This window comes from Paraburkholderia fungorum (genome assembly GCF_046027215.1).
In the GTDB taxonomy this organism is placed as follows: Bacteria; Pseudomonadota; Gammaproteobacteria; order Burkholderiales; family Burkholderiaceae; genus Paraburkholderia; species Paraburkholderia fungorum_D.
In genome coordinates this window covers 1,972,083-1,992,295 of the sequence record NZ_JAQQEN010000002.1, presented here as the reverse complement: position 1 = coordinate 1,992,295, position 20,213 = coordinate 1,972,083, and the positions used below count along the sequence as shown (strand labels likewise).

Genomic DNA, 20,213 nt, shown 5'->3' with positions numbered 1-20,213 from the left:
CGTTGTCATTACCGCCACTGGATTGGTCAGGCACGCATCAAGCCGCGGCTTGCGTGGCAAAGTGATTGAGTGTTTTGTGCGAGCGCTCTGGATGAAGCCAGCGCAAGGCGGCGAGGGAGGCCGTGATCAGCAGTACGGCGCTGACGGTGAAGCCGAGTTCGTATGCATGGCCGTTGCCGCCGCCGTAGACCTGGACGATCCGTCCCATCACGGCCGGCGCGAATGCGGCGCCAAGACTGGCGAGTGCCGTGTGGATTGCGACGAGCGATCCGCGCTGGCTGTCCGGGACCATTTCAGCGAGCAGCGCGGGAGCGAGCGTGAAGCTCAGAGTGGGCAGCGCGCCTGCGATCGCGAGTAGCGCCACTTTCTGCAACGGCAGCAACTGCAGCAGCATGAGGGCGACATACAGCAGCGCCCCGGCGCCCGCCGACAGACAGATCAGATGAACCCGCGCCTTGCGTGTGGACACGCCGCGTCCGAGCATGCGCTGGGACAACCAGCTCAGGCCCACGTTGACCGGTGTCGCAGTCGCGACCACGACGGCGAAGCAACGGCCGGCTTCGACGCCGCTGAATCCGAGCCCCTTTTCGAGGTAGGTGGGGATCCAGGTCAAACTCAGGCCCAGCGTCCAGTAAGCCGTGAATCCCAGTGCGAACACCGAGAGGACCGAGCGGTCGGTGAGGATTCGCCGATAGGGCAGCCGGTGCGCCGGGGTTCGCATCACCGGCACGGCTTGCTGCCTGCCAAGTCCTCCCTCGCGCCCAAAGCACGTCCACAGCACGCTCCACGTTGCGCCGATCGCGCCGAGCAGCAGAAAGTTCATGCGCCATCCCCACTGTCTCGTGACGAGCGGAATCAGCAGCCCAGCCAGCAGCATGCCGAAGGCCGCCCCCTGGTTGATGATGGCGACAGGCAGATTGCGTTTCCGGTCGGGGAACCACTTGTACAACGCATGCACGGAGACCGGAAACGCGGGGCCCTCGGCGGCGCCAAGAATCACGCGGCAGATGAGCAGTCCTGCCGCGCTCGTCGCCATCGCTTGCGGCAACTGGAGGACTGCCCAGCTCAGGCCCATCGCCAGCAGGAGCCAGCGCGTCTGAAAGCGGTTGGAAAGAAACCCCACGAGGACAGTCGAGATGGAAAAGAGCCAGAAGAAGCTGCCCGCGACAAGTCCGAATTTTTCTGGCGACAGATGCAGTTCAGCCGTCAACGGTACGGCCACGAGACCGAGGACGATCTTGTCCAGGAAATTGATGAGGGCGAGCCCCGTCAGCAGGAGGGTCATCGTCCATGCGGACTTTGCCCGGAAATCAGGGGTAGCGTTCATAGGTTGTCTCCTGTCGTCCTTTTCCTGGCGGACTTCGCTGTCCATCCCGGTAGGCCGACTTTGTAGCGTCACGGTAAGGCGTTCCGGAGGGGGGGTAACCACCCGGAACAGGTAGGCCAGGGAAAACCTTGTCCGTTGGGGCCGCCGGTGGCCGGTTGTTCGTGCCGGCCTGGTCGGGGACGGGCGCTCTACCCGACCGGGGTGGTGGCGTCGCCGGAACATTGCATTACTGTGGTGCCGGAAAGTGTCGACTGGCATCGCAGTTCAATTGATGTGATCGCCAATTTGCGGATGAAGCCGTCGGTGTTGCTTGTCGCGGCTCGTGTCCGTGCCCGCCTGGGACGAGAGGAGAGGAGAGGCAGTGAATACCCGGAAAACATCGTTGCGCCGCCTCGTGGAAAGGTGGTTTGGACCGGATTCGGCGATGCGGGCGCGCGTGACGCTGTTCAGTCACTCCCGGGGCAGCCGGTGGCGTTATGTATGCGTGGCGTCCAGCAGTGCGTCCGGTGACCTGTCGATCTTTTTCTTCCGCCACGAGGACGGTTCCTGGTCAGTGTTCCCTCCAGAAACAAAGCGGCCGACGATGAACGCGGCACGCATGCCGGTGTTGCCCGGGGCGCCAGGCCCGATCGCGTCGCCAGCCTGACGACGGGCAGGTCGGGGGCGGCCTCCACTACTCGACGCATTCAAAACAGACTGCTCGATCGCAGCATTCTGCTTTTCATCTATTCATAAATAATGGAGACCGACGCAGTGTCAATCCCGACCATTCTTGACGACGAGACCGTTGTCGCTCGCGAGTCGATGGAATACGACGTGGTGATCGTCGGCGGCGGCCCGGCTGGCCTGTCCGCGGCGATCCGCCTGAAGCAGCTGGCCGCTGAAAAAGGCGCTGACATTGGCGTGTGCGTACTGGAAAAAGGCTCGGAGATCGGGGCTCATATCCTGTCGGGCGCGGTGATGGATCCGCGTGCTTTGAATGAACTGATCCCCGACTGGAAGGAAAAAGGCGCGCCGCTGACCGTGGACGTGACCGAAGACAAATTCCTGTTCCTGACCGAAACCGGCTCGAAGAGCGTGCCGGTCTGGGCGCTGCCGGACAACTTCAAGAACCACGGCAACTATGTGATCAGCCTCGCGAATGTCACGCGCTGGCTGGGTCAGCAGGCTGAAGCGCTGGGTGTCGAGATTTTCCCGGGCTTTCCGGCGGCGGAGATTCTCTACAACGATGACGGCTCGGTCAAAGGTGTGGCCACCGGCAATCTCGGCATCGGCAAGGACGGCGAGCCGACCGAGAATTTCCAGCTCGGCATGGAACTGCACGCCAAATACACGCTGTTCTGCGAAGGCGCGCGCGGACATCTGGGCCGTCAGCTGAACGACAAGTTCAAGCTGCGCGAAGGCGCCGATCCGCAGGTCTACGGGATCGGCATCAAGGAACTGTGGGAAATCGATCCGTCGAAGCACAAGCCCGGACTGGTGATGCACACCGCCGGCTGGCCGTTGGAGAGCGATACGTACGGCGGTTCGTTCCTCTATCACATGGACAACAACCAGGTGGTGGTGGGCTTCGTGGTCGGCCTCGGTTATTCAAATCCGTATCTGTCACCGTTCGAGGAATTCCAGCGCTACAAGACGCATCCGGCGATCCGCGCGGTGCTCGAAGGCGGCAAACGCATGTCGTATGGCGCACGGGCGATTACTGCAGGCGGCCTGATGTCGCTGCCGAAACTGGTGTTCCCGGGCGGCGCGCTGGTCGGCGACGATGCGGGCTTCCTGAACGCATCGCGGATCAAGGGTTCGCATGCGGCGATCAAGACCGGCATGCTGGCGGCCGACGCGGCGTTCGACGCCGTACAGGCAGGACGCGCCGGTGACGAACTCACTGCCTATCCGGAGAGCTTCAAGACGTCGTGGCTGCATACCGAACTGTACCGCGCACGCAACTTCAAGCAGTGGATGAGCAAGGGCCTGTACCTCGGCACGTTGATGGTGGGTGTCGAACAGAAGCTGTTGGGTGGCAATGTGCCGTGGACGCTGCATCACCAGCATTCGGATCACGAGATGCTGAAACCGGCTTCGCAGTGCAAGCCGATTGTTTATCCGAAGCCGGATGGGAAGCTGACGTTTGACCGGTTGTCGTCGGTGTTTATTTCGAACACCAATCACGAAGAGAATCAGCCGGCCCACCTGACGCTGAAAGACCCAGGCGTCCCCATCAAAGTCAATCTGCAAACCTACGCCGGACCGGAAGCCCGTTTCTGTCCAGCAGGCGTGTACGAGTTCGTGAAAGACGAGAACGACGACGACAGCCTTGTGATCAATGCGCAGAACTGCGTGCACTGCAAAACATGCGATATTAAGGATCCTACCCAGAATATTGTTTGGGTCACGCCTGAAGGCGGCGGTGGGCCTAATTATCCGAATATGTAGCCGTGGTTGACGGCCTGGCTGGGCCAGAACGGGTTGACCGGCGGGAGTGTCCGGGTTGGAACCGCGCAAAAGCCGTTCGCTATCGGTACCTTGTAAGATGAAAGGACAGAATGGCTGCATATCGACGAGGCAGTTGAGAGCCGAGCCGGTGAATGGGACGATCAGTAGGGGCAACCGCCGCAATACCTGAGGAGGTCACGATGCAAAGACGAACTTTGATACGGACAGGAGTCGCCGCGCTCGCTGTCATCAGTCTGCCGTTCCCGGTTTTGACTGCCACGGCGAGTCACGCTGCAACGAGTGAGACCAACTCGGCGAAGCGACGATCGATTGACGCCAAGGTCCAGGGGACGATGTCGCGACTCTATTCGACCGTGAAGGGTTCGCGGGAGCTTGTCGCGAAAGCGAACGGCGTGCTCGTGTTTCCGTCCGTGCTTCAGGCCGGTTTCGTCGTGGGCGGCCAATACGGCGAGGGGGCGTTGCGCGTCGGCGGGAAGTCAGTGGGTTACTACAGTACGGTATCGGGATCGTTCGGTTTTCAGGCAGGTGCGCAATCGAAGGCCATCATCTTCCTGTTCATGACACATGATGCGTTAAGCAGCTTTCGCAACTCAAAGGGCTGGTCAGTCGGTGGAGAAGGCTCGGTCGCGCTTGTGAAAATGGGAGCGAACGGCGCAATCGATACGACCACGGCAACCGCGCCAGTCGAAGTGATTATCCTGACCAATGCCGGTCTCATGGGCGACGTCTCTCTCTCGGGGACCAAGGTGTCGCGCCTGAATATTTGACGACCGGATTGGCGGCGTGGTTTCGCACAGAGTGCTCACTCGCTTCGCCGGGTGAGTGCTCGAAGCCTGGGTGTGGCCGCCACTATTTCTTATCCGGCTGATTGACCATGCCCGTGTATCTGGCCAGATTCGTTTCCACGTCGGGGTTTTTCTGCAGCCCGAGTTCCATCAGTTTCCCGATATCGCGCTGTGCCGCCGGACGCTGAACCGAGGTGATGAACGAGGCCCATTCCGCGCCGAGTTCCTGGTCAGAAGGCAGGGTTGAGGCATTGACCAGGTGCTTGATATCGCCAAGGGTCTGTTTGTCGAAGGAGGCGATGCGGCGCGCCAGCGTGTCCACAAACTTGTCCAGTTGAGCATCCGGCAGAGCGCGATTGACATAGCCGTAGCGCTCGGCGATGTCACCGTTTATGTCATTGCCGCTCAGCAGAATTTCCAGCGCGCGGCCCCGGCCCATCAGGCGCGGGAGTCGTGCCATCGGGCCGCCACCCGGCGTGAAGCCGGCGCCGATTTCGAACTGCGACAACACCGCTTTTTCGCGGCTGGCAAAACGCATGTCGCACGCGAGAGAGAGTTCACTGCCGACGCCAGTGGCCCGGCCGCGTATCTTGACAATCGTCACCACCGGAGACCGGCTCAGGCGGACAAAAATATCGGGCAGCGGCGGCAGGCCGGTAGGGCCGGGGGGCAAGCTCGTCGTAGCTTCGAGGGGAGCGGTGAAGTCGAAGTGAGTCAGAAAAAATCCGGGCACTGCGCTGTCGAATACGACTACCTTCAACTGGGGATCGCTCTCTATCTGGGTGACGACGCTATTGAGCATCGGGATGGATTCCGGGCCGAAGATATTGAACGGAGGATGGTCAATGGTGACGCGCCAGTATTCCGGGCTGACACGGGTAATCCTGAACTCCTGATTCGCACCGGTTTCCGCTTGCGCCGCCTGACCCGTGGCAGCGGCCGCCTGTTGACCTACGGCATTGGAAACGCCGCCGGCGAGTAACCCGAAAGCCGCCAGCATTGCCATCAGTCGTATTGATTTCACGGTGGGCTCTCCCAGAGAACAACAACCAATAGGGTCTACAGATCGACAACCTCTGTTGAACGAAAGGTCGTGTCACGGCAGGGCTGCCAGGCCGACACAGCTCCGCTCAGCGAGAGGCCTTGCCAAGTATCGACTCACGCTCTGGATGAAGACTACACAACGCTACCTGGCCCGTCGACGACACGTTGGTATTAAGTTTTTAGACCGTTGGTATTGGCTTTAAGCGGTTTCAGAAGGAGCCTGCCGGTCGTCATGCTTCGGCATCCTGTTGTGTTTGTCCCGGCCCGACTCTGGTTCGAAAACGTGTTCGCCACGCTACGACATTTCTCCCGCTCTGGCTCCCTCAAGACCGCTGAAATGCCTGCCAGACGGGACTTGCTGCAATGTGGCACGGACTCTGCGATACAAAGCGTCCAGCCGTAGCACGACCCGCCCGTCCGCCGAACCCGGATGCCCCGCAGCGGATGCACGCCTGGAACCCACGTATCGAGCCGCGTTCGTGCCCGCGTTCGTGCCGATATGCAATCGACCAGGTCACCGACCGGAGGACATCATGTTCATCTATCTTTTCCTGCTATTGAGAAAGGCACTCGACCGCGCCGAACACAGCCGTCGGGACGCGTACCTCGCGTCCGCCGTCGACATGGGCGAGCTCGAACGCCGCATGCAGTCGATCGACCTTAATGGCTGAGGCGCCACACCAACGCGCGCTCCACCGCTAAATCAGGACGCCAGATCATGTGCGCTGGCGTCCTGATCATAGCCAGCCGCCCGCGTCGCACCGATAGTAGAGACATCCCCGGTCCGGCATCCGCACGCCACACTGCTGAGTTTCAAGGACGACATGAATAGCACCATCGCATCGCAAGCCTTCTCACCCGTCACGACGGTGATCGCACTGCATTGCTCCGGCTCGGGAGCGAGCCAATGGCGCAAGCTCGGCGAGGCGCTCGGCTCGCGCCATGCGCTCGTCGCGCCCGAGCACTACGGCTGCGATAGCACGGGACCGTGGAGCGGCGAGCGCGCGTTCACGCTCGCCGACGAGGCTGCGAGGACCATCGGTATCATCGACGCCGCGTGTGGCAAGGTGCATCTCGTCGGCCACTCGTATGGCGGTGGCGTGGCGTTGCGCGCGGCCGTCGAGCGGCCGGAGCGTATCGCGAGCCTGACGCTTTACGAGCCCTCGGCATTTCATCTGCTAAAGGTGATGGGCGCGCACGGAGCGCACGCGCTCGCGGAAATCGTCGCGCTTTCAAAGCGCACTGCCGACGGCGTGAGCAGCGGCGACTATCGGGGCGCGGCCGCTTCGTTCGTTGATTACTGGGGCGGCCGCGGTGCATGGGAAGCGCTGCGGCCCTCGGTGCAGGCCGCGCTCACGCGCTGGGCGCCGAAGGCGCCGCTCGACTTCCGTGCATTGCTTGACGAACGCACGCCCGCAAGCACGTACGCAAGCCTGCATGTGCCGGCGCTGATCATGCGCGGCCAGCACGCGCCCGTGCCGACGCGCGCGATTGCTGAGCGGTTGCCGATGCTGCTGCCCGCAGCACGTCTTGCAATCGTCGAGGGCGCGGGGCACATGGGGCCGCTTACGCACGCGGAGACGGTCAACGCGACGATCGTGCAGCATATCGCCGAGGCGGCTGTGGTCGGCAACTGAGAACGACATCCCGTGTCCGGCTCATTTCACGAAGCCGCTTTCACGGACCGCGATGCATCCGCCTGGGGGTATGATTCGTCAACCTCTTTCAGGCAGGAGCCGATCCATGGGACCGCGTGTTCATCTTTTCTTCGCTACCGCATTCGCCGGTTTATTGTTGAGCGCTTGCGCGCAGACCGGACCCGTCGAGTTTTCCGCGTCGGGTGCCGATGCGCCGATGCTCAATCAGGCGAGCGATATGGACTTCGGTCCGATGGACAGGACGGTCGCACAATGCAAAGTGGTCTCGAAGAACGCGGGCCCGGATCAATGCTCGAAAGTTCGTGCGTACGAGTCGTGCATGAAAAGCAAGGGCTACATTACCGTGCTTGGCCCGGAGAACCCGAAAGGTTGCGGCGATCCGGAGTGGGAGAAAGACGTGAGGAAGTGGCTTCAGTGAGAGACAACCCGGAGCGATGGTGTCCTGCTGCTTACGAAGCAGTCCATTTCAATGCAATCACCTCGCGTCGCGGCGGCGCGCCGAACATGCGCGAGTATTCCCGGCTGAACTGCGAAGCGCTTTCATAGCCGACCTGAAATGCGGCGGTTTCCGCGTTGGTCGCATCAGCCGTCATCAAGCGGCGCGCTTCCAGCAGGCGAAGCTGTTTCTGGTACTGCAGCGGCGTCATCGACGTGAGCGCCTTGAACTCACGATGGAATGCCGAAGGACTCAATCGGGCAGTGCGCGCCAGATCCTCGATGCGTACCGGTTCTGCGAAGCGTTCACGCAACGCATGAATTGCGCTCATCACCCGTTGTGAATGACTGTTGGACAGCGTCAGCCGCGCGATCTCACCGCCGCGCGGGCCGCTCAGCAGCCAGTAACTGATCTCCCGCATCAGCAGGGGCTGGATCATCGGGATGGCGTGGGGCGTATCGAGCAGGCGAAGCATGCGCAGCGCGCAGTCGGCCAGCGGTCCATCGAAATTCGCAACGAAGATCCCCGAGCGGACGCCGCCGCCTGAATCAGGCAGCGTATTCGATGCTTCCACCACTTCGCGCATGATCGCCAGATCCAGCTCGATGATGACGCCAAGAAACGGTTTCCCGGGACTGGCCTCGACCACCCGGCCGAACGCCGGCGTCTCGACGCTGACAACGAGCGCCTGTCCCGCCCGGTAGTCGAACTGCCGGTTGCCGAACGTCGTCGATTTCGCGCCCTGTACGACGATACAAAGCGCCGGCCTGTGAATCAGGTGATTGGGCCGCGTCTCCTGATTCGAACGGAGGATCGTCAGCCCTTCAACCGCGGTGACAAACGGGCTTGCGCCGGTCTGCGCCTCCGTGTAGCGGGTGACGGCGCGAATCAGCGCATCGGACATATCCAGGTCTCACGGTAGGGGTGGTCCTGGGTGTTATAGCCGCCGGAGCAGGATTAGGCAAGAAACAGGTGAGTTCCGGCATTCAAACGAGATGACGTTACAGCTATCTTTGTCTCCACGCCAAACCAAAGGAGCACGCAATGCCAACCGACATCACCCCTACTTCAAATCCGCGAATCGCGATCGTTACCGGGGGCAGCCGCGGCCTTGGCCGCAACACCGTACTGAGTCTTGCGAAGCGCGGCGTCGATACGATCTTTACCTGGCACTCGAATCGTGCAGAGGCTGAGCAGGTGATTGCCGCGGTCGAAGAGACGGGACGTCGGGCCGTTGCGCTGCGACTCGACACTGGCGAGGTCGCTGCGTTCGATCCGTTCGTGCAGGAAGTTCAGCACGCGCTGGCCAGCCTGGGCGCCACCCGTTTTGACTACCTCGTCAACAATGCGGGAACCTCGTTGCACAATTCATTCGACCAGACAACCGAAGACGAACTGGACACCGTCTACCGGATTCATTTCAAAGGCGTGTTCTTCCTCACGCAAAAACTTCTGCCGTTCATCAACGACGGTGGGCGGATCGTGAATATCTCTTCGGGGCTGGCCCGCATAACGCTCCCCGGGTCGTCCGCCTATGCGTCAATGAAGGGAGCCATCGAAGTGCTGACACGCTACATGGCGAAAGAACTCGGCGCACGCGGGATCGCGGTCAACACCGTCGCGCCGGGCGCAATCGCGACCGACTTCAGTGGTGGCATGGTGCGCGACAATCCCGACGTGAACAAACGCGTGGCGGATATGACCGCGCTCGGCCGGGTCGGCGAACCCGACGACATTGGCCCGATGATCGCCGCGCTGCTCTCGGACGACAACCGCTGGATCAACGGGCAGCGCATCGAGGTCTCGGGCGGCATGGTGCTCTAACGCCTCAGCCCATGAGGTTCGGCGTCAAGCGTCTTTCCAGGTACTGGCGTTAGCTCGGCACGGCGGCCATACTCTCGTCGAGAATCGCGACGGACGCCCGGTTATCAACCTATGCCGGTCGTTGCTCCGCAGCGTGTGAGAAGGCGACGAATGGAGGCAGCTTGCGAACGGTCGAATACCGCTTTTCCACCATTTGGCGCATCGATGCGCCAGTGCATGAAGTCTGGGCGGCAATCCATGATTCGGCGCGCTGGCCCGAGTGGTGGCATAACGTCGAGCGCGTGGACCAGCTCGAGGCGGGTTCCAGTCAGGGCGTAGGCGTCGTGCAACGCTACACGTGGAAAGGCCGGTTGCCCTATCGCCTCGTGTTCGATATGCGGGTGACGCGCGTCGAACCATTGGTCGCGTTGGAGGGGGAAGCCAGTGGCGACGTCGAAGGCGCTGGCCGATGGAGCTTTTCGACCGACGGACACCAGCTTACTGTGGTCCGCTATGACTGGTGTGTGCGTACGAACCGCGCATGGATGAATGCATTGGCGCCGTTGCTGCGACCGGTTTTCCAATGGAACCACGATGCCGTGATGCGCGAAGGCGGCGTGGCGCTAGCGCGGCGGCTGGACGCACGGCTGCTCGGCGTGGAGCATGGATGAAGCCAGCGCGGCATGACGGCCGGCGACGTAGCCGAAGGTCAGCGCCGGACCGAGATTGATGCCGCCTGACGGATAGAAGCCGCCCATCACGCTGGCCATGTCGGTTCCCACCGCGTAGAGGCCGGGAATCGGCCTGCCGTCCTGATCGAGCGCTTGCGCCGAGCCGTTTGTCTTCAGGCCGGCGAAGGTTCCGAAGCTGCCCGGGAGCACCTTCACTGCATAGAACGGCCCCTGCTCGATGGGCGCCACACAGGGGTTCGGCCCGGTATGCAGCGGGTCGCCGCCTTTTCTGTTGTAGGGTGTCGAGCCGCGGCCGAACTGCGGATCTTCACCGCGACGTGCGTGCTCGTTGTAACTCTTGACGGTCGCGGCCAAAGCGTCGGGCGCGATACCGCAACGCGTGGCGAGTTCTTCAAGGGTCGAGCCGCGCTGCAGATAACCATTGCGGACAAAGGATCCGACCGGGACAGGGAAAGGCCGCGCGTAACCCAGGCCATACCGGCGCAAAAAGCGGTGATCGCAGACGAGCCATGACGCGACTTCCTGCCCTTCAGGCGCGGCCGCAACCATCGCCGAGGTGTAGTCGTAGTACCCGCTGGCTTCGTTCACGAAGCGCTTGCCGTTGGCAAGCACGCCGATTACCCCAGGTTTTGCGCGGTCGATGATGTGCGGGAAGTGGCCGATACTTCCATCAGGATGCCTGACTTTCGACACCGGCGCCCACGCCACGGGCGAGGCGACGTCCGTCACGAGCACGCCACCGGCCGATTCGCCGAGGCTGATGCCGTCGCCTGAGCAGCTTTCAGGCGGCAGCGCGAAGTGCTCGCGACCCGTCGGGGTGCGCGGGAATAGCGCCTTGCGTCGGCTCAGGTCATTGGGGAATCCGCCCGCCGCCAGCACGACTCCCTTTGTCGCACGAATCTCGATTTCGCCCCCGGCTGTCGCGACGATCGCGCCGCGCACGGCGCCGTTTTCGATCACCAAACGCTTCGCGGGCGCGGATTCCATCAGCGTGACGCCCAGATCCTCAGCCGACCTGGCGAGACGTCCAACCAGCGCCACGCCGTTGACCAGTTGCATCGCACGGCCGTAGCGCGCCAGATCGAGCAGATGCCGCGAGAAGCGCTTCGTGACGTGCATGAACGACTTGAGCGACCGTGTCATGCTGAGGAATGCCATCAGGTCCGCGCCGGCCATGATCGGCATGCCCATAAAGGAAGTCTCGCGCATCGTCTTGCGCAGACGCTTGATGAGTGGGCCGATTTCGCGTCCGTCGTAAGGCGCGGCAATCACCTGATGCCCCTGCGTGGCAGCCCCTTCGACATCGCCGTGAATGTCCGGAATCTGATTGCCGTCGACGAACTTGAGCGCGGTGTGCTCGTCGAAAAACGCCACCATGTGCGGGCAGTTGTCGAGAAACGCGTCAACGCGTTCCGGATCGTAGCGATCACCCAACTCGTTTTTGAGGTACGTGCGTGGCTGCTGCGGGTCTTCGTTGATGCCGGCTCGCTTCGCGAGCGGATTGCCCGGGACCCACATCCAGCCGCCCGACCACGCGGTGGCCCCGCCGAATACCGCATCTTTCTCGACCACCACCACCTTGAGACCGTGCCATGCCGCGGTGACAGCGGCGGCGAGACCCGAGGCGCCGGAACCGACGACGAGCAGATCGCAGTGCATCTGAGTTGGGTTATTCATTTCCACAGTCGCTACGAAAGGAGCCCTTGACGAGCGTTGAATGCGGCCATGGCCGGGTTCATCAGCGATGGCGACCCCGGAATGAGATGACTGATTTCCTCTACGGCGTCGAGCAGAAGCGGCGCGTATTCGTGCAAGCGCGTTTCGGTCAGGCGAAATACCGGCCCCGCCACACTCACCACGCCGATTGCTTTCTCGCTGACCGGGTGCACGAGCGGTGCGGCCAGCGCGGACATCCAGTCCGTGAAGGTCTGGACCGCTGTCGAATATCCGCGTTGACGGGCCAGCGCAATATGCTCCAGGACTTCTTCGCCTGTCTGCGGCGCAGCGGGACCGAATTCATCACGGGAACCGAAACCCTGTGCCTCGACGAGCGCTAGCGCTTCTGCGTCGCTCATGCGCGAGAGCCATGCGTAACCGGTGGCGGAGCAGGACAGTCTGGCTTCCATGCCCATATCCGGGTCGTAGCGCAGTCCGGAGCGGGCGCCTTGAGCGCGGGCGACCCAGGTGAGTTGTCCGTTATCGGCGACCGCGAGCCGCACCAGTTCGCCGGTTTCCATTGCCAGCCGATTGATCACAGGCTGGACGGCGTCGACGAATCCGCTCGCTGACAGATGGCGAAAGGCAAGCACCTGAACCTTCGATGTCAGGACATACGTTCCGCGATCCTCTTCCTGACGTACGTAGCCATGACCGGACAGCGACGTCAGCAACCGGTGCGTTGCACTGCGCGGAATCCGCAACTCATCGGAGATGGCGCTCAGCGGCAGGCCGTCCGCGCTTGCCGCCAGCAACTCGATGATTGCCAGACCTCGATCGAGGACGCCGGAAAAGCTGAGTTCCTGCGAAGTGCTTGCCATACGCGCCTCTTTTGGGTGTTGTCGATCAGGTGAATCGAAACTGGAATTTCGTTCCAGTATATATGGAAAACAATTCTACAGGCCGCGAAGTTGTGTCAATATCGTTCCCAGCACTGGATCGACCCAGAAAGGAGAAGGACATGTCACAGAAGAATCGACGCCCGCTGTCGCTTGCCGCATTGACGGTGATCGAATTGACCCCGCCGCAAATGGTCCAGTGCGCGGCTGACGCCGGCTACGATTTCGTCGGCCTGCGGCTTTTGCCCGCCACCGACACGGAAGTGCGTTACGACTTTATTGGCGACACACCGCTGAAACGCGAGACGCTGGCTCGCCTGAAGGACACCGACGTGGCCGTGCTCGATGCAGAGATCCTGCGGCTGAAGCCCGAAACGGATGTGGCCGGCTATCAGGCGATGCTCGAAACGGCCGCCGAACTTGGCGCGCGCTATGTGCTTGTTGCAGGCAACGACCCCGACGAAGCGCGCACCGCCGATAACTTCGCGAAGCTGTGCGAGCGGGCCGCGCCCCTGGGACTCACGCCCTCGATCGAACCGATGCCGTGGACCGATGCGAAGAACATCACGCAGGGCGCGCGGATCGTGAAGGCCGCGGGGAGGGCGAATGCCGGGCTCATCGTCGATCCGATCCACTTCGATCGCGCGGGCTCGACGATCGACGAACTCCGCGCCTTGCCGCGCGAATACTTCCGCTATCTGCAATTCTGCGACGCGCCCGCCGAGCGTCCCAAGGATCTGCAAACGCTGCTCTATCAGGCGCGTGCCGAGCGGCTGATGCCGGGGCAGGGCGGCCTCGATCTCGCCGGCATTTTGTGCGCGCTACCGGACGATATTCCGATCAGCATCGAAGTGCCGATGGAGAGTTGGGCGAAGACGGCAAAGGCTACGGAGCGTGCGGTGAAACTGCGTGAAGCAACGCTCGCCGTGCTGGATTCGACCTACGGTCCGATCCAACCAGACGCGAGGCAGTTTTAAGGCGCGACGAAACTTGAGGGAAAAGCCCGGCCGTGTCGTCAACGTGGGCCACTCATCGCCGGCCAAATGAGCCGAAGGAACCGGTCAGATAGCTTTTCTATCTTGCCGCGACAGATCTTCTCATTTGTCCGCTGTGCCGCCAGCGACGATAGTGCAGTCACCGGGGACGCATTGCAACTCCGGATCACTTTCCCCCTCAAGGAGTCTGTCATGAAGCTGCAAGGCAAGGTTGCATTCATCACTGGTGGCACGTCGGGCATTGGCCTCGAAACCGCAAAACTGTTTCGCAACGAAGGGGCGAAGGTCATCGTGACCGGTACCCATGCCGCTCGCCTGGAAGAGGCCGCCAAGGTTCTCGGCGAGACCGCCACGGTGCTGTCTGCCGACCTTCGCGATCCGGCCCAGATCGAGCGCGCCATCAGGGAAGTGGGCGCGACGCATGGGCACATCGATATCGTGTTCGCGAATGCCGGCGCTGGCACCGCCGCTCCGCTCGAAGCCGTGACGCTGGAACAGATCAACGAGCAGTTCTCGTTGAACTTCAATGGCCTGTTTTTCACGATCCAGAAGGCGGCACCGCTATTGGGCAAGGGCAGCGCAATCGTCGTGACCACCTCGTTCCTGAACGAAGTCGGCACGCCGGGTCTGTCGATTCTCTCCGCGACGAAGGCGGCGGTTCGCTCGCTGGTGCGCTCCATCGGCGCAGAGCTCGCGCCGCGCGGCATTCGCGTCAATGCGGTGAGCCCGGGCCCCATCGCGACACCGTTCCACAGCAAGCTCGGCCTGTCGGAGAGCCAACTGACAGAAACGGGCGCCGCCATCCAGGCCACGGTGCCGCTCAAGCGCTTCGGCGAGGCGCGCGAGATCGCGACGGCTGCGCTGTTCCTTGCGAGCGACGATTCGTCATTCGTGACGGGTACGGAAATGGTTGTCGATGGTGGCCTGACGCAGTTCTGAACATGCCGTTCAGTTGACCGCCAGCGCGCGCGCTGCGAAGATGGGTCGATCAGATACGGAGGAGGCTTTTCGCCGGGTATGCGAGCACCCCATCACCTGAACGCGCTCAGGGCTTTTGAAGCGGTAGCGCGACATCTGAGCTATGTCGCCGCCGCCGAAGAGTTGCACGTGACCCCTGCGGCAATAGGTCAATTGATCCGCGGACTGGAAGACGCACTCGACGTCGAGCTGTTTCATCGCGCGTCTTCTGGACCGTCACGGCTCGTTCTCACGGATGCGGCGCGCGCGATCGTGCCTGAATTGCAGGCGGGTTTTGACCTGTTGTCGACGGCTGTCGAGCGGCTGAAGGCGAGCAAGGCGCGCATCACATTCACTGTGACGGTCCCACCGGCATTTGCCGATAAATGGTTTCTACGCCGCGTTGAACGGTTCCAGAGCAGGCATCCCTACTACGACCTCCGAATCGACACGAACGGGAAGCTCGTTGATTTCACGGCGGAGAGAATTGACGCGGGCATCCGCTACGGCGCCGGACACTGGTCCGATGTGGTCGCAACGTTTCTGCTCCGCGACGAATTTTTTCCGGTTTGCAGCCCAACGCTCATGAGTGGCGAACACCCTCTCAAAGAGCCCGCTGATCTGAGGTTTCATTCATTGATTCACGACATGTCGATGCGCACGGTCGCGGTGTTTCCAACATGGCGGTCATGGCTGCAAAAAGCAGGCTATCGGGACGTCGTAGACTGTGACCGCGGACTGCAGATCAACGATTCCGCCGCGGCTATCCAGACGGCCGTTTCCGGCATCGGTGTCGCGCTCGGGCGCACCTCGCTGGTTGAGCGCGATCTTCTCGAGGGCCGGCTTGTACGCCCGTTCGGCGAAGCGCAAGCATGCGAGCTCGCGTACTACATCGTCCATAAGAAGGACAATGAAGATGCGCCGGCAGTCGTTGCTTTCAAGGAATGGCTCATCTCTGAGGTTGGCACGCCGTAGGCTGTTATGGCCTGTCATAGCCCGCATGCCGTGCAAACTCAGAAGCGCAAGCCGAGACCGGCTTCGATCAAATCGGTATCGCGATCGTAGCGCGTGACGATGCGATTCCAGGTCAGGCGTGTCAGCCAGTGCTGTCCGAGCCGATAACTCGCCGAGACCGAGAGGAGTCCGGAGACGCGACCGTCGCCGGTTCGGTTTTGCGGCAGGTCGTCGTTCTGCGTGATCGCAACGTAGGGACCGACACCGGCTGACAATGTCAGGCGGTCGTCGAAGAAGCCGCGCGTGAGCCACAGCTGTGCTGCCGCGCCATCCCGGCGCGACTGGACATGACCGCCTTCGTGAATATATGAAGCGCTCACGTCGACGTACCGCCATATCCCCCGTCGATACTCCACGCTTTCGGCGACCGCCGTTTCCGAGCCATTGCTGTTCAGGATCGTTTCGCCGACCATGACGGTGACTTCGTTGTGCGTAACGTTCGACGTGCGGGGGAGGGCGCGCTGTCGCGGACCAGGCTCGTCGTTTCCCTCGAGTTCGTAGCCCACACCGAATAGCAGCGCGGTCGTGTCGCGGCCGCCGAAGACCTGCGCGTGATTCAGTTGCATCTGGGCAATCCAGCGACGATCGAAGTAGTAGGCGGTGCGCACGCTCCACAATGCGCCCCAGCCATGCGTATTCGAATAGTCCCCACCCGCTCGCGCCGCGGTCGTGTCGAAATAGCGGTACGGCCCGACGCCGGCCGACAATTCCAGCCGGTCGTTCCACAGGGGCAGTCGTCCCCAGATTTGCAAGGTTGGCCCGTCGCGATGGTGATCGGGTATATGCCCTTCATTGATCCAGGAAAAACTCCATGCCGCGTAGCGGCCGAGTCCTTCGCGATAACTGGCGTCCCATGAAACGGAGTTCTCGCTGCCGCTGACAAGCGGGCCGGCAAGCGCGGAGAATTCCTGTGCGCTCGCGGGTGAGGAAAAAACGATTAGGCCGGCGATGAGAAGCGGTGCCGATAGGGAGGCGCAAAGCGTTAGTGTTTTGTGCACGCTGGATACCGGTCGTCGAGGTCGGCGGGTAACCTCAAGGATAATCGTTTGGCAAATGTCATGCCTCGTAATATTCCCGCGCAGCCAGGCCACTTGCACGACATCATAACGACATCTTCCCGTTCAACAACAGCGCTTCCCGAACGTCGCCCGACGTGTACCCGCGGCCCTGTCACGCCAACAATATCATCAGAAGATTAGCCTGCGGCATGCGTATGACGCCGATGAAGCCCATGCCGGCCTCGAAGCCGCCCGGCACGCCCGCCGTCATGTGCAGCGCGATTGGCGTTGCCGGTGATCCGACCGACCCCGCCGATCTCTGGCATGCTGCTGGGGTCGTCAATGGCGGCAACACTTTCGCAAGTCCTTCGCGAAGCGAGGGCGGCCCCATTCCGGCTATCGCATCAAGCGATAGCCGGCGAGCTAACTAACTGACGAGTGGTGTACTCAGCGTAGTCACGCCACTGATGGAGAGAACTGTTATGACAACGCAAACCGAAACCGCCATCCTGGCCGGCGGGTGCTTCTGGGGCATGCAGGACCTGCTGCGCCGCTACCCTGGCGTGTTGTCCACGCGCGTGGGCTACACCGGTGGTGACGTGCCCAACGCCACTTACCGCAACCATGGCACGCACGCTGAGGCCATCGAGGTCGTGTTCGACCCGCGCCAGATTGGCTATCGTCAGATCCTGGAGTTTTTCTTCCAGATCCACGACCCGACGACGAAGAACCGCCAGGGCAACGACATCGGAATGAGTTACCGCTCGGCAATCTTCTATCTGAGCGATGAGCAGAAGCAGGTGGCCGTGAAAACCGTGACGGACGTCGATGCATCCGATCTGTGGCCCGGCAAGGTCGTCACCGAGATCGTTGCAGCGGGGCCATTCTGGGAGGCCGAGCCGGAACATCAGGACTATCTGGAACGCCTGCCCGACGGCTACACGTGCCACTTCGTCCGACCGGACTGGAAGCTGCCCGCAGCTTAGCCCGTGCCCCGGATTGCGCAGCAGCCCCGATCGGTGGTGAACCGTTTCGAGCTGCTGCGATATAATCGTACACGATGTATAATTCCTCCATGCGAGACATTGGTCTCCAGCCAAAGAGGATCCAGATGAAATCGACAGACCAACCAGCCGCGGCAGACGTAAGGCTTTCCGACTTCCTGTGCTTCGCGGTCTATTCCGCGAACCTTGCGTTCGGCAAGGCGTACAAGCCGATCCTCGATCAGCTTGGGCTTACTTATCCGCAGTACATCACGATCATTGCGCTGTGGGAGGAGGACAACCAAACCGTCAGCGGCCTGGGAGAAAAGCTGTTTCTCGCTTCCAACACGCTCACGCCTATTCTGAAGAAGCTCGAGGCAATGGGTTATCTGGAGCGGCAGCGTGATCCCGAAGACGAGCGTCAGGTGCGGGTCGGTCTGACGAAAAGCGGTCGGCGCCTGCGCGAAAAAGGCCTGAGCATGGACCTCGTCGAGGCGACGGGTCTGGCACCGGACGAGTTCGCGAAGGTGCAGAAGGCGATCGTGACGCTGCGCAACAATCTCGTGGACTCAGTGCATTCCGGGCAGTGAGTGCGCGGCAAAGCGTGTGAGGCGGTCGTTTCCACGTCGTGGTGACGACCGCGCGTTCACCCCGCGTTCACCCCGCATTCACCTCACGGCGGCGAGGTAACGATGAATCTGCCCGACAGCGGCCGCGCCTTCGCCCACTGCCGAGGCGACGCGCTTGGTCGATCCTGAACGCACGTCGCCGATGGCGAAAACACCTCCAACGCTCGTCTGCAGCGGCATCGATTGCACGCCAGCTGACGGAAGGTCGGTGCCGGTCAGGACGAAGCCTTTGTCGTCGAGCGACACACCGCACGTCCTGAGCCAGCCAGTGTTAGGCTCCGCGCCGATGAACACGAACAGATGATGGGTCGTCATGCTTCCCTCAATGCCGCCGGCACCGCGATAGTGCACGCGTTCGAGACGCGCCTTCCCCTCAAGGGCGGTCAGTTCGATCCGCGTATGCAGCGTCACGTTCGGCAGCGAGGCGACCCGTTCGGTCAGATAGTGCGACATGCTGTGCTCGAGGCTCGCGCCGCGAATGAACATATGCACGTGTTCGGCGTGTGATGCCAGGAACACCGCAGCCTGCCCCGCCGAATTGCCGCCGCCGATCAGCAACACCGGCTCCTTGCGGCACAGCCTTGCCTCGATCGGCGTCGCCCAGTAGTAGACGCCACAGCGCTCGAAGCGCGCGAGGTCTTCCACGACAGGCTGCCGATACTCCGCACCGGTAGCGATCACCACGGTGCGCGCGGTAATGCGGCGTCCGTCGGTCAGCTCCACGACGGGCGGTTGCTTGTCGCAATACAACGCCTTGACCTCGCACGGGATGCCGATATGCGCACCGAACTTCTGCGCCTGCACGAACGCGCGGCCCGCGAGCGCCTGACCTGTGATGCCGGTGGGGAAGCCCAGATAGTTCTCGATGCGCGAACTCGTGCCGGCCTGGCCGCCGGGCGCGCGGCAGTCGAGCGCCGCGACCGACATGCCCTCGGACGCCGCGTAGACGGCCGCCGCCAGTCCCGCCGGGCCGGCACCGACGATCGCCACATCGTAGACGTGCCTCGCGTCGAACTCGGGAATCAGCCCGAGGCAGGATGCGAGTTGCCCTTCGTCGGGGTTTCGCAGCACCGTGCCGTTCGGACACACGACCAATGGGAAATCGTGAGGCTGCGGCGTCAGGCGCTCGAGTAGCGCGACGGCTTCGGCGTCCTGCTCGGCATCGAGCGTCATGTTCGGAAAAGAATTGCGGCGCAGGAAATTCTGCAGCGCAAGAAGTCGTGCGTTCCCTGATGCGCCGACCAGAACCACACCATGTCCGCGCTCGATCACGAGGACACGCCTCAGTATCAGCGCGCGCATGATCTTTTCGCCAAGATCGGCTTCGCTGATCATCATGGCGCTGAGTTCGTCAGGCCGCACCAGCACCGCTTCCACATCTTCGATGACGTGCGCGTCGACCACCGCGGGCTTGTTCGAGAGTTGCGTGACGTCCGAGGTGAACTCGCCGCGTTGCGTATAGATGTGAATTGTCCGTTCGTGGCCGAGGCCGTCGCGACCCACGATCCGGACTTTGCCCGATAGCAGCACGAACATTCCCGGGCAGAGGACTCCCGCACGATAGAGCAATTCGCCCTTCGAATAGCGGGACAGGTCGCCGAAGCGGCGCACCCTGTCGATTTCTGCCTCGCTGAGGACCGGAAACATTTGCTGGTAACGCGGATGCTCGCGCACGCTCGGGTCTTCGACGTTCGCGCCGTTGTCGATACCGCTTGCGTCGTCTGAAGGCTGATTTTCGGGCGTATCGCCGCTCAGTCCTGACTCGTTGCTCATCGCGCATTCTCCTCGAATGGCTGGCCGAAGCCGCCACCGATTGATCGAAAGCAGCCTGCCGTCATGAGGCTCAAGTGTATTCAATCGGAGAAACTTCTGGGAGAAACCGC

General features: G+C 62.0%; 20 protein-coding genes. 12 read left to right on the top strand and 8 right to left on the bottom strand.

The genetic code is table 11. The features are described 5' to 3' along the window. Nucleotides 1–37: 37 nt before the first annotated feature. A complete protein-coding gene (locus tag PQR27_RS29475; protein WP_408527109.1) occupies nt 38–1,327 on the bottom strand; it encodes an MFS transporter in 1,290 nt (429 codons plus the stop codon). A gap of 804 nt (nt 1,328–2,131) precedes the next feature. Here PQR27_RS29475 and PQR27_RS29470 point away from each other — a divergent pair. Continuing rightward, nucleotides 2,132–3,760, top strand: a complete 1,629-nt coding sequence (locus tag PQR27_RS29470) for an electron transfer flavoprotein-ubiquinone oxidoreductase (RefSeq protein WP_408528339.1) — start codon at nt 2,132–2,134, stop codon at nt 3,758–3,760. A gap of 200 nt (nt 3,761–3,960) precedes the next feature. Further along, nucleotides 3,961–4,548, top strand: a complete 588-nt coding sequence (locus tag PQR27_RS29465) for a BPSL1445 family SYLF domain-containing lipoprotein (protein ID WP_408527108.1) — start codon at nt 3,961–3,963, stop codon at nt 4,546–4,548. Nucleotides 4,549–4,630: 82 nt separating this feature from the next. Here the strand turns inward: PQR27_RS29465 and PQR27_RS29460 are convergent, their stop codons facing one another. Then, the gene (locus PQR27_RS29460) at nt 4,631–5,572 is read right to left on the bottom strand and encodes an enoyl-CoA hydratase/isomerase family protein (RefSeq protein ID WP_408528338.1); all 942 of its coding nucleotides are present in this window, start codon (nt 5,570–5,572) and stop codon (nt 4,631–4,633) included. Nucleotides 5,573–6,143: 571 nt separating this feature from the next. Here PQR27_RS29460 and PQR27_RS29455 point away from each other — a divergent pair. From PQR27_RS29455 to PQR27_RS29445, 3 genes are all read left to right on the top strand, one after another. Next, the gene (locus PQR27_RS29455; RefSeq protein WP_408527107.1) at nt 6,144–6,281 is read left to right on the top strand and encodes a DUF3563 family protein; all 138 of its coding nucleotides are present in this window, start codon (nt 6,144–6,146) and stop codon (nt 6,279–6,281) included. Between the two features lie 153 nt (nt 6,282–6,434). Continuing rightward, nucleotides 6,435–7,247: an alpha/beta fold hydrolase gene (locus tag PQR27_RS29450; protein WP_408527106.1), complete on the top strand. Its 813-nt coding sequence runs from the start codon at nt 6,435–6,437 to the stop codon at nt 7,245–7,247. Nucleotides 7,248–7,353: 106 nt separating this feature from the next. Further along, a complete protein-coding gene (locus PQR27_RS29445) occupies nt 7,354–7,686 on the top strand; it encodes a hypothetical protein (protein WP_408527105.1) in 333 nt (110 codons plus the stop codon). 31 nt (nt 7,687–7,717) lie between these two features. Here PQR27_RS29445 and PQR27_RS29440 read toward each other — a convergent pair whose 3' ends face one another. Further along, on the bottom strand, nt 7,718–8,608 hold the full coding sequence (locus tag PQR27_RS29440; RefSeq protein WP_408527104.1) for an AraC family transcriptional regulator: 891 nt from the start codon (nt 8,606–8,608) through the stop codon (nt 7,718–7,720). A 140-nt stretch (nt 8,609–8,748) separates the two neighbouring features. On the opposite strand from PQR27_RS29440, the gene PQR27_RS29435 reads away from it, so the two are divergent. Beyond that, nucleotides 8,749–9,528 (top strand): SDR family NAD(P)-dependent oxidoreductase, encoded by a 780-nt coding sequence (locus tag PQR27_RS29435; RefSeq protein WP_408527103.1) that lies wholly within the window; start codon nt 8,749–8,751, stop codon nt 9,526–9,528. Between the two features lie 161 nt (nt 9,529–9,689). After that, on the top strand, nt 9,690–10,178 hold the full coding sequence (locus tag PQR27_RS29430; protein ID WP_408527102.1) for an SRPBCC family protein: 489 nt from the start codon (nt 9,690–9,692) through the stop codon (nt 10,176–10,178). On the opposite strand, the gene PQR27_RS29425 is transcribed toward PQR27_RS29430, so the two are convergent. Next, the gene (locus PQR27_RS29425; RefSeq protein WP_408527101.1) at nt 10,131–11,876 is read right to left on the bottom strand and encodes an FAD-dependent oxidoreductase; all 1,746 of its coding nucleotides are present in this window, start codon (nt 11,874–11,876) and stop codon (nt 10,131–10,133) included. The genes PQR27_RS29430 and PQR27_RS29425 overlap by 48 nt on opposite strands. An 11-nt stretch (nt 11,877–11,887) precedes the next feature. Further along, a complete protein-coding gene (locus PQR27_RS29420) occupies nt 11,888–12,736 on the bottom strand; it encodes an IclR family transcriptional regulator (protein ID WP_408527100.1) in 849 nt (282 codons plus the stop codon). Nucleotides 12,737–12,876: 140 nt separating this feature from the next. Here PQR27_RS29420 and PQR27_RS29415 point away from each other — a divergent pair, with 140 nt between their 5' ends. Then, nucleotides 12,877–13,731 carry a sugar phosphate isomerase/epimerase family protein gene (locus tag PQR27_RS29415; protein WP_408527099.1) on the top strand — a complete coding sequence of 285 codons (855 nt, stop codon included), beginning with the start codon at nt 12,877–12,879 and terminating at the stop codon, nt 13,729–13,731. Between the two features lie 210 nt (nt 13,732–13,941). After that, the gene (locus PQR27_RS29410; protein ID WP_408527098.1) at nt 13,942–14,688 is read left to right on the top strand and encodes an SDR family oxidoreductase; all 747 of its coding nucleotides are present in this window, start codon (nt 13,942–13,944) and stop codon (nt 14,686–14,688) included. 9 nt (nt 14,689–14,697) lie between these two features. Here PQR27_RS29410 and PQR27_RS29405 read toward each other — a convergent pair whose 3' ends face one another. Then, nucleotides 14,698–14,925: a hypothetical protein gene (locus PQR27_RS29405; protein ID WP_408528418.1), complete on the bottom strand. Its 228-nt coding sequence runs from the start codon at nt 14,923–14,925 to the stop codon at nt 14,698–14,700. On the opposite strand from PQR27_RS29405, the gene PQR27_RS29400 reads away from it, so the two are divergent. Continuing rightward, nucleotides 14,824–15,681: a LysR substrate-binding domain-containing protein gene (locus PQR27_RS29400; RefSeq protein WP_408528337.1), complete on the top strand. Its 858-nt coding sequence runs from the start codon at nt 14,824–14,826 to the stop codon at nt 15,679–15,681. The genes PQR27_RS29405 and PQR27_RS29400 overlap by 102 nt on opposite strands. A 38-nt stretch (nt 15,682–15,719) precedes the next feature. Here the strand turns inward: PQR27_RS29400 and PQR27_RS29395 are convergent, their stop codons facing one another. After that, on the bottom strand, nt 15,720–16,718 hold the full coding sequence (locus PQR27_RS29395; RefSeq protein ID WP_408527097.1) for a hypothetical protein: 999 nt from the start codon (nt 16,716–16,718) through the stop codon (nt 15,720–15,722). A gap of 482 nt (nt 16,719–17,200) precedes the next feature. Here PQR27_RS29395 and msrA point away from each other — a divergent pair, with 482 nt between their 5' ends. Both msrA and PQR27_RS29385 read left to right on the top strand, forming a co-directional pair. After that, nucleotides 17,201–17,704 (top strand): peptide-methionine (S)-S-oxide reductase MsrA, encoded by a 504-nt coding sequence (gene msrA, locus PQR27_RS29390; RefSeq protein ID WP_408527096.1) that lies wholly within the window; start codon nt 17,201–17,203, stop codon nt 17,702–17,704. A gap of 125 nt (nt 17,705–17,829) precedes the next feature. Next, complete coding sequence (locus PQR27_RS29385; protein WP_408527095.1) at nt 17,830–18,291, top strand: MarR family winged helix-turn-helix transcriptional regulator; 462 nt, start codon at nt 17,830–17,832, stop codon at nt 18,289–18,291. Nucleotides 18,292–18,369: 78 nt separating this feature from the next. Here the strand turns inward: PQR27_RS29385 and PQR27_RS29380 are convergent, their stop codons facing one another. Then, nucleotides 18,370–20,103, bottom strand: coding sequence for an FAD-dependent oxidoreductase (locus PQR27_RS29380; RefSeq protein ID WP_408527094.1), 1,734 nt, complete (start codon nt 20,101–20,103; stop codon nt 18,370–18,372). Nucleotides 20,104–20,213 lie beyond the last annotated feature (110 nt).